The organism is Desulforhopalus singaporensis (genome assembly GCF_900104445.1).
GTDB classification, from domain to species: domain Bacteria; phylum Desulfobacterota; class Desulfobulbia; order Desulfobulbales; family Desulfocapsaceae; genus Desulforhopalus_A; species Desulforhopalus_A singaporensis.
Genome location: NZ_FNJI01000001.1, coordinates 1 through 12,554 on the forward strand (window position 1 = coordinate 1; position 12,554 = coordinate 12,554).

Below are 12,554 nucleotides of genomic sequence, written 5' to 3' on the forward strand. Positions count from 1 at the left end.
GAAAGCACCAACGGGAAGTTGAGAATTTTCTTTCTTCCACCATACGCACCAGAGCTGAATCCTGATGAGCATGTATGGAATTATCTGAAAAATCATAATATCGGTCGTCAGACCACCACCAAGTGCGTGGGACCTGTATAAAAGAATTATGAAGGTGATGCGCTCACTTCAGCGTAGTCCCGAGATAGTAAAGTCGTTCTTCCAGCATCCATGGACGAAATACTCGCTCGTGTCTACTGATTAACGTTCGTATTAATAGCCTGACAATTAGCTTGTAAGCGTATTGCCACAATGTTACTGAACAACCAACGACTTGAAGTTGACGGGTTTGCTATTTGGCTGAAACCGACTAAAGTTTAATCTGTTTGCTCTATAAAACTCATGGTTCATTACGATCTTCAGTTGACACTTATAGCTGGCAGCCTTTATAAATTATTAAGCGCCAGGATCGGCAATGGGTACGACACTGCTGAAACAAGCCGTATCTTCAGGGATTTTATTGAGGTCCCGGCCATTATCGCTTTGACCCAAAATCCTATCAAGCGAGCTTGCGAAAAAGAGCCTGCAATTCCCTCTTGCTTACCGCAGGCTTTGCTGAAACGGATATCGCGATCCCTTGACTGGAAAACAAGCGGCTACAATTTTCCTTCGGATAGAATTCGTGGTGATAACTCAATAAGTTAACGTGGAAATCCAGGCTAAGATCAGAGAAAGTATCAGCTATTACGCCAGCTTAGCTTAGACTATTGTTAAAGACAGTGCTTTTGCTGGGTATATTTGATGCAGAGATCATAATTGCAGCTCGAATTGATTGAATGGAACCAGCTGCGCAGCCACTATTACTATTTATCTCACAGAAAAAGCAATTGGAACGGCTCCTTTTATCCGTATCTTGTGTTGTAGGGCTAATGCTTCTATAAAAGATGGCTAGAATGGTGTTGCTACGGGTCAATAAAACGATCCTTAATTAATATTTCTCTACGTTTTGAATTTTATTGTTAAGAAAGGCATAAAAATGAGCAAAACTTTCGTTTCTGTTGAAAAAGCTTTAGATATCCTTACTACGTTTGATTTTGAGCATCCAGAGATATCCGCTCAAGAAATATCCGATCGTCTAAGTATTCCTCTAAGCAGTGTTTACAAATACCTTGAGATCCTTTCGAGAAAAGGTTTTTTGTCCAAAAGTCCCGATTCAAAAAAATACATTCTAGGCTTGACTATTTTTCAAATGTTAAATGTTTGTATTGTAGGGAAAAAGTTAATTGATATAGCTTTGAGCGAGATGGAACTTCTCCGCGAAGAAACCGGGGAAACGATTTACTTGACAGTGCCTAAAGGTTGGGAGGTTATGTGTCTGGAAAAGGTGGACAGCAAAAGACTGATCAAACTTAGCATTAACAGGGGGGAGACCAAGCCTATTTATGCAGGGGCGGATGGGAAAGTGGTTCTGGCCTACCAAGACCAATCGTTTATAGAGGAATTCTGCGAGGTGGTCACTTTTCAGAAATTTACAGAAAATACTCCAGTTGATTGCGATCAATTACTAGAGCAGATCGAAACGATCCGTGAACATGGATTTGCTTATTCTGACTCGGAACTTGACGAAGGTGCCATCGCTGTGGCGGCACCGATTTTCGACCATAAAAAAAAGCTGGCTGCGGTTCTCGCAATTGCTGGTCCCAAGGATCGTGGGTCGGACGCAAAAGTGTCTCGGTGGGCCGAGTTGGTCATGGAAAAATCACAGAAAATTTCTCGTAACCTGGGTTTTCGTGGCCGGAAAATCACTTGAAGAAAAGGCAGTTGGTGTATTGGATGGAGGGAAGAGCTTGAATGTTACTGATAAACGTTTTTAGGCATATATAGTACAGAGCTGTATTTTCAATGGCACATTAGTGGTCTACCAAAACAAAATCCGCCTCAGATAACCTAGACTGAGGCGGAGTTTTAACATTTTAAGCTAATGTCTTGCCGACGTTGGCTTTTTGCAAGATCATCGCCGTTCCGGGATGCACTTAGTTCGTCTTTTTCCCAGAGGATTTCATTTTTAAGCTAGACAATACCTTCTCCGGCGAAAGAGGAAGGCTGTTGATCCTGGTGCCGGTTGCGCTGCATACTGCGTTGGCAACAGCCGCTGCGGTAGGGATACAGGTCGCCTCACCGACTCCTCGGGCGCCAAAAGGACCTTTGGGTTCGGGCACCTCAACTATGATCGGGTGGATTTCGGGCATGTCCGCAGCCGTCATCATTTTGCAGTCAAGGAATGTTGGGTTCAGGGTTTTCCCATTCCTGGTAATGATGTTCTCTGTCAAAGCAAAACCAAGGCCCATTTGCACCCCCCCCTGAATCTGGCCTTCAATGTTCACTGGATTGATTGATTTGCCAACATCGTGGGCAGCCCATATATTGAGTACCTTGACTAATCCCGTCTCGGGATCTACTTCCACTTCTGCTACGTGTGTGGCAAATACAAAAATATTTACTGCTTCGCTCTGGCCGGTTTCAGGATCCATTGGCACCGATGTGGTTATACAATCACCGGTCCCAATAGTCGTCTGGCCATAAGGCCGGTGCATTTCCATGACCACATCTTTAAAGAAACCGAGTGATTTGCTCTGCCCTTGGTGAAATATCTCACCCTGCACAATTTGCAGATCTTCTTCTTTAACTTGCCATTTTTCCGAGGCCCTCTTTAGGATTTTCCTCTTCGCGTCCATGGCTGCCGACATAACTGCATTTCCCGCAACAACTGTAAGTCTGCTGGCATTCGCTCCATACATATCGACTGGAGAAATATCCGTGTTCGGTGCTTCGACCCAACAGTTTTCGTATTTGACCCCCAATGTCTGGGCGGCAATTTGTGCCAGAGTCGTCCTTACCCCCTGGCCAACATCTGGCGCACCGGTTAAAACCACCACGGTTCCGTCTTCGTTGAGCTTGACAACGGCACTGCTGTAATCATGCCTTCCTGCCGCACCACTGGAGTAAACCATCGAAGCTATGCCGAATCCGCGATTTTTTTCCTTGGACTTCCATTCATACCCGGAGATCTTCTTAGCAGCTTTTAGGGTTTCTTTAAAACCTATCCCGACACATTTTTGCCCATTTGCTGTTACGCTCCCTTCTTCAAGGGCATTGATCATCCGGATCTCGTAGGGATCCACCCCGATCTTCTCGGCGATCCTGTCAAGCTGAGATTCACCTGCAAAGCTGACCTGAGGGACTCCAACGCCCCGCATGACTCCACCAACCTGCTTGTTCGTGTAGACTCCTACGGCATCCAACCAAACATTTTCTATCTCATAAGGTCCTGCAGCCATGAGTGATGCGTATCGCAGAACCCCTTCTCCCAGGTCGTTGTAAGCACCCATGTCCTGAATCAATTCGATTTTTCGGGCAAGAATTTTTCCTTTGGAATCGACTGCGGTCTTGTAGGTCATGGTAAACGGATGCCTGACGGTCGACGCGGTAAATTCCTCTTCCCTGTCAACAACAATCTTTACCGGCCGTCCAGATTTTTTGGACAGAAGGATGCAAGACGGCTCAGTCATCAAGTCCTGTTTTCCGCCAAAAGCCCCCCCTACATTATTGAGGACAATTTTTAGTTTGCTCATTGGGAGTTGCAGTCCCCGACTGAGCAGGAAACGGTTGTTGAAAGGCGCATTGCTGCTGGACCAAATGGTTGTCTTCCCTGAGGAGTCACACTGTGCTACCGAAGCGTGAGTCTCGATGGGGCAGTGGTCAACCATTTGAGTCTGGTAGGTATCTTCAAAGATATGTTCAGCGGAGGCAAAGGCCTTCTCGACATCTCCCTTTCTTATCTTTCGTGTCGCCGCTATATTCCCGGGACGATCTTCATGGATCAAGGGTGCATCCAACTTCAGAGAGTCCTGAGGGTCAAACAAGCCTGGTAGTTCTTCATATTCGACCTCAATCAGGGCCAGAGCATCTTCTGCGATTTCTATATCTGTGGCTGCAACAGCTGCTACTATGTCGCCATGGTAGCGCACCTTTTCTTTTGCGAAAAACTGCCAGTCGTCGGTGTACATGCCAAGCTTGAGGTCTGGCGCATCCCGCCAGGTGACAACCGCTTTAACCCCAGGTAGCTTTTCAGCCTTGCTGGTGTCGATGTCCAGAATTCGGGCGTGAGCGTGTTTGCTCCTGAGGATTTTTCCGAATAACATTCCGGGAAGGTAAATGTCTGCAGCAAACAAGGCTTCACCCGTTGCTTTAATGGAAGCATCGATTTTCGGAACGGAGTTGCCGACGATTTCTTGTTTTTGATCCAGAGCCATTTGGCCTCTATCCATTTTCATGGCATCCTCCTTTCAGCTGTCCGGCAACCTCCTGGACCGCTTCGACAATCTTAGTGTAACCAGTGCATCGGCAAAGATTTCCGGCCATCTCCTGGCGAATTTCCTCGGCAGAGGCATCAGGGTTTTTGTCTAGCAGACTTTTGGCTGTCATGACCATGCCGGGGGTACAGAAGCCGCACTGAATGGCGCCCTTTTCAATAAATGCTTTTTGCAGGGGATGAAGTTCCGTCCCCCGGGATAACCCTTCAATGGTGGTTATTGTTTTCCCATCTGCAGCGACTGCCAACATTAAACAGGAATTGACAGGCTTTCCGTCCACGAGGACCGTACAGCTCCCACACTCGCCTTCACCGCAACCTTCCTTGGAGCCGGTCAAAAACATTTTATCTCTCAGCACCCGAAGCAATGTCCAGCGAGGCTCGACTGTCAGTGATACCGGTTCCCCATTCACCGTAAAGGTAATATTTTTATTCATCAATCATCTCCTAAGCAAAAGAAGCGAGCTGCACAATGGCTCGTTTAGTGAAAGTAGAAACCATCTCGCAGCGGTAGTCCGCAGAAGCGCGCACGTCTGAAATTGGCGACGCTTCCTGAGCCGCAAGCTCTGCAATACGATCTAGGGGGAACTCGTTAAACGTTTTCCCCACAAGCAGCTTTTCAGTCATTTTAGCTCGCAGTGGAGTTGGCCCTACCGCGCCAAGTGCGATCCTGGCCTGCTGGCAACGACCTGTTGGCTGTTCAAATAAGAGTGTCACCGCCACGCCGACAACCGCACAGTCCATGGCCCTTCTCGGACCGTGTTTCAAATAGACCTGTTGCGTCCCACTGGTGGGGGTGGGGACGAAAATCTCTGTCAGAATTTCCCCTTTTTCAAGATTGACAATACCTGGTCCGACAAAAAATTCTTCAAGTGGCAGCGTTCGAAGATTCTCATGCCCAGCAATGGTCACGATTGCATTCAGAGCCAGCAACCCTGGTGCCATATCAGCGGACGGAGCGGCATTACAGATATTGCCTCCCACTGTGGAGAGATTTCTTACCTGGGCAGAGCCGATTGATCTTGCCGCACTGCAGAGCATGGGTAATTTGCTCTGCATCCCCTTATGATCTGAGATGTCTGCGAGCAACGTTGCGGCTCCAATTCTGAACCCTTCTTCGTTTTCAATAATCGAATCTAAGCCTTGAATCGTCTTGACGCTGACCACATGACTTGGAGCTTTCGCTCCACGATTCATTTGAACCACAAGGTCGGTTCCTCCGGCAATAAGCTTGGCGTTATCGCCAAGCTCGGCCATCATGAGGCAGGCTTCTTCGACTGTTTTAGGCTCATGATAATGGAATTGTTTCATTTGTTAGTCTCCCTGTTTTGAATCAGCCAGAGTGTCTTTTACAAGATTCTAAATATTGGAAAATTCCAGACTGCACCTTATCGATCACATTCATTTTCAGAATTACTTTGCTTTTGAAATCCACACTAAATCGATAAATTATCATATAACGATAATGTAATATCATAATGTGAAAATATAGCATCGGCTTGTTCGTATGTCAAGCAAAACAAGCCCATCTTTCGACCTACCTCACACAGCCCGGGACCGATTCATCACACACCGCCATGCCATCTCAATAGAGGCCGTTGTTACAGTCCGTCTCATGGCCGTTATCGGCAATCCAACAAAATGCAATTAGGTGACAAGCTGTTCTTTATTGAGCAAGCAATTTCAAAACCTGAGAAGATGGAGTCATGAAAACAAAAAATAGATACAGTCCCGAGGTTGGAGAGCGAGCTGTTCTCTTAGTTATCAAACAGCAACAAGATTATCCTTCACGTTGGACAGCCATAAGCTCCATAGCTAATAAAATTTGCTGCACGCCTGCCAGCCACAGGTTGTTTGTTTATCAACCAGCCTGTATCTCTGGGTGATTCATTTGTTTGACCGGTTAAAAGGCTGGATTGGGACTTGTCAGTGTAATCTGTAAGGGGCGATCTGAGTTTCTGCAGTTAATTCCACAGGAAGTATGGAGCCAGGAAAATATAGCGCAAACATTGGTCATGGGTTGTTTAGCGCCAATCGACACGGTCATATCTGTCTGTGAAACTATGTATAATCACAAGGAATCCTCGTGTTCCTGCAAGAGCGCTTAAATTGATTTTGCTGCCAAGAGTTAATATCATATGGTTATGATGAGTAGTTTTGTACGCAAAATGAGAAAGGTTTGGTTGATATGGCTTGCGGAGGTGGCTGCCGAGAAACCTGACGACAAGGAAGCAGGCTATGAACTCCTCGAATATTTATGAAGCATTTCTAAATGATATCCGCTTCAACTGCGAGGTATCCGATGCCAGGGATCATGGCATCTACTCAATGTGCATGATGATTCTTCGGCTGCGCAACCTGTATAAATGGGAAAAAAATCTGGAACCATGGCATGAACCTGAGCCTTCTGTGCTGCTCGACTGGATTGAGACAAAGGAACACCTTTGGCATCAGTGTGCTGATAATAAGTATCGAGATCTGAGCCTGGGCGGCATCCGGTTCGATCCTTTTGCGACCTGCGAGGCGAATACGTTTCTTGCGGATTCCGGTCTGTTTTATGGCGCCGGATATGGCCGGGCAATGAAGACGGTGTTTTTTGTCGGAGAGATACGTAATTCTTCCGTTGTCCAAGAGGTTCCTCTCGTCGTCATAGGCAGGGAACTGGTACGGGAAATGGCCGGGGCCATGGCTTTTGTCCAGGACGGGGTCATTGTAGTCAGGAGGGATTTGCTACGTTTTTTCTTCTGGGATCAGTTGCAGGAGATGCGTTCATCCTGCCGACGTCCTTTTCTCTATGCTCTTGACAGCTACGGTCTGCGCACTGGGGACAAGCTGGACCAGCAACGGTTGAAACAGCGGCTGGATACAGTTGTCGACCAGGAGATGGATATGTTTGTCTATCACGAACTGGGAGAAAAACTCGATAAATCTCTTGCTCCGGCAAGTCTGCAGACCCTTGTGCGTCGGTTTCCCGGTTCTGTTACCGAATTTGTTGTCCGTGCCATCAAGGATTTGCTTGCTGACACCCATCCAGAGGGGCTGCTCGCAAGATTCATAGATGGCAGGCGTCATTCCGGTATCGGTTTTTATGTCGGTTTCCTGGACGGCCTTCGGGAAAAGCTGTTTCCGGAAATTGTTTCTGCCTGGAACCAGTTCGCTGCCGGCGGTGACTGGAACCATATTGAGCAGGCGCGCGTTGCAAGCAGGAAAAAGTGTTTGATCCTGGCGGAAAAGATCGACACTATCGCCCACAGGTCGAGTTTTCTTGCCGATTCTGCCGTGCAGGAGGAGTTGGCAAAAGAGATCCTGGTTCCCCTTGGTCTGAAAGAAAAATCCGCCGGGTAAATAGATATCCGGCGGATTTTTACAACGGGCTCCATACTCTGACTTGAAAAAGATCAGCGAACTGATCTCGCCGCAGCCTGATCATTGGCATTATTGATTCAGGATGGGCATGGTCTGGATTGTCGGTACAAACAGTTCAAAGCGGCCTGGAGGTGGTTTTATCTCAGGAGAGTTGAGTGAAAAAACTGACCGCTTCGACTGTTTGTTTTCTATCGATAGTTATCCCTTCATATCCATGGGGATATCGCCCAGTCCTCTATCGATATCAGTTGTCAACCCGGTAATTGTCCTGCTGTACCCGTCTTTTTCCAGTGTCAGGGTAAAGGATCTGTTGTCTTTGAGGTTCTCCAGCCAGAAGTCACCGAAGTTGTTGGTCGTTTCGGTAAAGACCTCTCCCGATTCCTCGTCGGTGAGGGTGCAGGAGGCGCCTATAATGACCTCCTTGTCGTTGGGTTCGTAAAGCGTTCCGGCAATGAATTTTTTCGGCAGCCCTTTGTAGTAGACACGAGACTTGGTTCCGGCCTCGGTACGATACGGTTCGGCTTCGGCTATGAAGTCGGCAAAGTCTGATTCTTCACCGAAACGGATCGCCTCTGTCGGGCACTGGTCTACGCAGCGCGGTTCCGTCCATTCTTCTGGGTCGCTGTCACGCAGGTGACTGCAGCCTGTGCATTTCTGGGCAAGGTTCAGCTGGTCGTTGAAGAAAATTGCGTTATGGGGACAGGTGTCGGCGCAAAGTTTGCAACCGATGCATTTTTCCGGATCGATGATAACCATCCCGTCATCTCTTTTGTAGATGGCCTCGGCTTTGCACTCTTCCATGCAGGGCGCATCGTCGCAGTGGTGGCAGAGGTTGGGAACGTATGAAACCCGTACCTGGGGAACGTGGCCGCGCACCTTTTCCGCAAGGCCGATCCAGAACTGGCCGGTATCGGGCTGAGGCCGCGCGTACGGCATCCAGTCATTGCCCACATGTTCGTCTTTGCAGGCAATCTGACAGCAATAGCATCCATTACAGACTGAGAGATCGATTACGAATACTTTCATTATTTGTCACCTCCATCGTCTATCCAGGCCTCGACGCGAAGTCCCGCAGCCGGATCGTATTTTCTTGCAAAAGCCTCGGGGAAGTCCCGTCTCCAGCCATCCATTTCCTCACCGGTCACCTTCTGAACCTCTACCAGGTAGCCTCCGCCGATCTGACCGACACAGTTATCGCTGGTAATGGCGCCAGGGGTAATGGTGTTGATGGCGCCGCCGCGTTCAATTTCCCCGGTCTTGATCGGGTCGTGACGTGCCCCGTGGTCAATGTAGGCAACCCCTGGCCGGAGACGTTCGGTTACATAGGCACCGGCAAGTACTATGCCCCGCTCATTGTAGATTTTGACGATATCGCCGTTCTTGATGCCACGTTTTTCAGCTTCACTTGGGTGCATCCAGCACGGTTCATACTTGTACCCGTCAGGGCCCGTCACTTTCATCGTCGGGGTCTCCCTGGTCCAGGTTATGTCGTCGCACTGGGCGTGTACCCGCCATCTGCCGTGGTTGGACATAACCAGCAGCGGAAACACTCTGGCCCGATGGCTCGAAAGCCGCTCGTCATGGTTGTGGCTTTTCTCTATCCATCTCGGGATAGGACCGCGTTCCTTATCGTTCGGGAACGCCTTGGCCAGCGCTTCCGAGTAGAATTCGAGTTTGCCCGTCGGGGTGGTAAGCGGATGCTTTTCCGGATCTTCGTAGAATTTCCGGAATCCCGGAGGATCCTGGTCCCAGTCTTCCGCCGTGGGATAGATCCAGTAGCCTTTTTCCTTAAGCTCTTCCCAGGAGACCAGTTTTTCGCCGCCCATATACCCCCAGATAGCCTTTTGCAGGTCCGCAGTGGTTTTGCCGCCGGTCATCTCTTCTTCCATCCCCTCGAACTTCTTGGCGACTTCACGAACACATTCCGCGTCGCTTTTCGACTCGCCGATCGGTTCGATGGCTTTTTCTGTAATCATGATGTTGGGTTGCATGGTTCCCTGGCGGATATTGGTGACGATATCGTCCACTTCCATGTAGGTGTTCGCCGGCAGGACTATATCGGCATAGACGCAGTCGTTTTCAAACCACGGATGTTGTGCCACAAAACACTCGATCTGCGGACTTCTCATGGCTATTTCCGTCTCGTGGCCGTAGTTCCAGCAGGTGATGCGGCAGGGGCTGTCCGCCCATATCATATGGATCGGCGAACCTTTCTTTTCCGCCTCTATCGGGTACGTATACTTGATAAACTGGTCGGCAACGAGCGCGTTCTGCGCGCCGGTTCCAAAAAACGTGATCGGTTCATCGGAGAGAAAAGCGTTTTGGATCAAAGTCTTGGGGATGACCTGTTCCTGCCAGGCGGAGACCGCGCTGAGAACCGGCAGGGCCAGCTGTTCCTCGATTTCCGGATTCCAGAAGAACGTACCGCCGAGCCCCTCAGCCCTTGGTAACCCGAAGTAGGTCCACTGGTGCTGGTGCACCCCGGGGCCGCCCAGTCCCTGCATGCCGAGCATTATACACTCAAGCCGCGCAGGTTCGTGGGAAAAGGGACCGCGGATGAAGCCGCCGCCGAAATAGTGGGCGATGGATGTGGTCTTGGCCCCGAATTCTCTTGCCAGGGCCTTGATGGTCCACTCCGGCACTCCGCATTTCGGCGAGGCCCATTCGGGAGTTTTCGGGACGCCGTCTTCCTTGCCGAGGACGTAGTCAGCGACCTTGTCCATGCCTACGGTATGGGTCTTGACATACTCCTTGTCATAGGTTCCTTCGGTGAGCCATATATAGATGATGGCAAGCTGCATGGCAGCGTCCGTATTGGGCAGGATCGGGATCCATTTGTCGGCGTGGATTGCTGCACCATAATTACAGTCCGGGCAGACATATACCTGGTCGATTCCCGCTTCGGTGAGGAAATAGCAGAGACGGCTGGCAAATTGGCCGACAAAACCCCAGGGGGTCGTTTCCGGGTCACAGCCCCAGAACAGGACCATGTCGGAATGCTCGATGGTGTCCTTGATGATGTTGGCCGCCGGATACATGATGCCCTGGGCGCCTTGTCCCCAGACATGTTTTGCTCCCCAGTACCATCCTTCCCAGCTGTCTGGGTTGCGTACCTGAAGGGTGAATCCGCCCAAGTATTCGAGCAGGACGCCGGGGTGGCCGTGGGGGGTGTTGATGGTCTTGCATTCGCCGTGGCCGTCGCCTTGCATCAGGATGGCGTTGTAGCCGTATTTTTCGTGTACTCTCCTGATTTCACTGGAGATCAGTTCAGCCGCTTCGTCCCAGGAAATACGGACAAATTTACTCTTGCCCCGGTTCTGCGGATTACGTTCACCGTTGGGGTCCCAATCGATCCTTTTCATCGGGTAGGGAACCCGGTTGGGGGAATAGACCCTCTTCTTGTACGCGAGAGAAAAGGGGCCGGGGAGAGATTTCCATGTAGGCTCGATGGTTTTCCCGTTCCGCTCCATCTTCCACTGCCGGATGTCTTCTTTCTTGTATTTCCAGCCGTATCGCAAGGGGCGGACGCGCACGATCTTCCCGTCCTTGACATCCACCATGCCCTCGGCACCGCCTCCGAAATATCCTCCGAGGCCGAGTGATCTCAAAACAGTTTTGTCTTTCGTTTTAACTGGGCGCATAGATTGATTTCTCCTCTGGTTTTAGGCAACATTTACCGGTGAGTTTGCGCAACTGGAGTGGTAGCATCAATAATTATGCAACTGTGAAAGCATCTTCGCAAATTATCGAGGCTATCATTGCTGTCCGCACCGTCAAATGTATGTTAAATTGCATGTAATCCAAAAAGGCAAAAGTCAACATGTTGTGTCGTTGTAGCTAACCATAACGCTCCGAGGCAGTAGCCGCTGTCAAGCCGCCGCTCGTTGCAAAAGTGGCCGCCGGGTAGATTCGGGGAAAAACCCCGTTTTGTACCCGCCTTACTCGTCTCCTGTATGATCTTGTCCCCGGTGCTGCAATAAAACAGGGTCGACAAGAATATGTTGCCGTCGCTGGAACGGTGTTATGTTTTTATACGTGAAGCTTGACTCTAATTGTATTTTATATTACATGTTATATGGTCGATGTCAAGGTGTAATTGGGCAGGAAAACGTAAAAAGTTGCGACAGTTTGCAGGTAAGCCTGATTCCGGATAGAAGGAGGTGATTTTGAAACGAAATAAGAATCTGACATTCAAGGTTTACGGTAAAATCATAGAACTGATGATGAACTATGAGCTGGTGCCCGGTCAACGTCTTGTATTTATAGATCTGGCCAGACAGTTGAAGGTAAGCCGGACTCCTGTTAACAACGCCCTGAGTATCCTCGCACAGGAGGGCTATCTTGATTTCGTGCCGAACCAGGGGTACTCGGTTCACCGTCTCTCCAGGCCAGAAGCAGAGGATTTGTACGATATCCGTGATGCGCTGGAAGCTGATTTTATCGTGAAAGCGGTGCGAAATGTGTCAGACGATGGCCTGCGGAAAATCGAGAAGTGCAAAAACGATTATGAAAACCTCCTGTCAACGCGCGTCGATCGAAAACTGTTTATTATCGACACCGAGTTTCATCTGGCGATACTGTCGATGGCAAAAAACGATGTTCTCCTCAACAGGTACAAAGAGCTCTGCCACAAGATCTTTCTCCGTATCAGTATCGAAAACCTAATAGTCGACAGAATCAGGGATATTGTCCGGGAGCATGACATGCTTTTTCGGACGATACGAGACAGGGATGTGGATGGTGCGCGGGATCTTGTCAGGATGCACCACCAGAACTCGAAACGCTCCCTGTTCCCTTTGATTTTTCCGGAATACGCAGGAGCTTGACCGCGGCAGGG

9 protein-coding genes are annotated in these 12,554 nt (G+C 49.4%); 4 read left to right on the plus strand and 5 right to left on the minus strand.

All coding sequences use genetic code 11. The annotated features are described in order from the left end of the window. Window positions 1–18 precede the first annotated feature (18 nt). Window positions 19–141 carry a transposase gene (locus tag BLQ17_RS23620; RefSeq protein WP_407919113.1) on the plus strand — a complete coding sequence of 41 codons (123 nt, stop codon included), beginning with the start codon at window positions 19–21 and terminating at the stop codon, window positions 139–141. 874 nt (window positions 142–1,015) lie between these two features. Continuing rightward, the gene (locus BLQ17_RS00010; protein ID WP_092218546.1) at window positions 1,016–1,789 is read left to right on the plus strand and encodes an IclR family transcriptional regulator; all 774 of its coding nucleotides are present in this window, start codon (window positions 1,016–1,018) and stop codon (window positions 1,787–1,789) included. A gap of 223 nt (window positions 1,790–2,012) precedes the next feature. On the opposite strand, the gene BLQ17_RS00015 is transcribed toward BLQ17_RS00010, so the two are convergent. From BLQ17_RS00015 to BLQ17_RS00025, 3 genes are read right to left on the minus strand one after another with little or no spacing between them, the layout of a single operon-like run. Further along, window positions 2,013–4,313 (minus strand): xanthine dehydrogenase family protein molybdopterin-binding subunit, encoded by a 2,301-nt coding sequence (locus BLQ17_RS00015; RefSeq protein ID WP_092218548.1) that lies wholly within the window; start codon window positions 4,311–4,313, stop codon window positions 2,013–2,015. Continuing rightward, window positions 4,300–4,788, minus strand: a complete 489-nt coding sequence (locus tag BLQ17_RS00020) for a (2Fe-2S)-binding protein (protein ID WP_092218550.1) — start codon at window positions 4,786–4,788, stop codon at window positions 4,300–4,302. Before BLQ17_RS00020 ends, BLQ17_RS00015 begins: the two co-directional genes overlap by 14 nt. A gap of 10 nt (window positions 4,789–4,798) precedes the next feature. Further along, on the minus strand, window positions 4,799–5,662 hold the full coding sequence (locus BLQ17_RS00025) for an FAD binding domain-containing protein (protein WP_092218552.1): 864 nt from the start codon (window positions 5,660–5,662) through the stop codon (window positions 4,799–4,801). 927 nt (window positions 5,663–6,589) lie between these two features. Here BLQ17_RS00025 and BLQ17_RS00030 point away from each other — a divergent pair. Further along, window positions 6,590–7,696 (plus strand): Sfum_1244 family protein, encoded by a 1,107-nt coding sequence (locus BLQ17_RS00030; RefSeq protein ID WP_092218554.1) that lies wholly within the window; start codon window positions 6,590–6,592, stop codon window positions 7,694–7,696. 219 nt (window positions 7,697–7,915) lie between these two features. On the opposite strand, the gene BLQ17_RS00035 is transcribed toward BLQ17_RS00030, so the two are convergent. Together BLQ17_RS00035 and BLQ17_RS00040 are read right to left on the minus strand one after the other, a co-directional pair. Further along, a complete protein-coding gene (locus tag BLQ17_RS00035) occupies window positions 7,916–8,743 on the minus strand; it encodes a 4Fe-4S dicluster domain-containing protein (protein WP_092218556.1) in 828 nt (275 codons plus the stop codon). Next, entirely contained in the window at window positions 8,743–11,358 is a 2,616-nt protein-coding gene (locus BLQ17_RS00040; protein WP_092218558.1) for a molybdopterin-dependent oxidoreductase, read from the minus strand. The genes BLQ17_RS00035 and BLQ17_RS00040 overlap by 1 nt, the downstream gene beginning before the upstream one ends. A 525-nt stretch (window positions 11,359–11,883) precedes the next feature. Here BLQ17_RS00040 and BLQ17_RS00045 point away from each other — a divergent pair. Then, complete coding sequence (locus BLQ17_RS00045; RefSeq protein WP_092218560.1) at window positions 11,884–12,543, plus strand: GntR family transcriptional regulator; 660 nt, start codon at window positions 11,884–11,886, stop codon at window positions 12,541–12,543. Window positions 12,544–12,554: the final 11 nt, after the last annotated feature.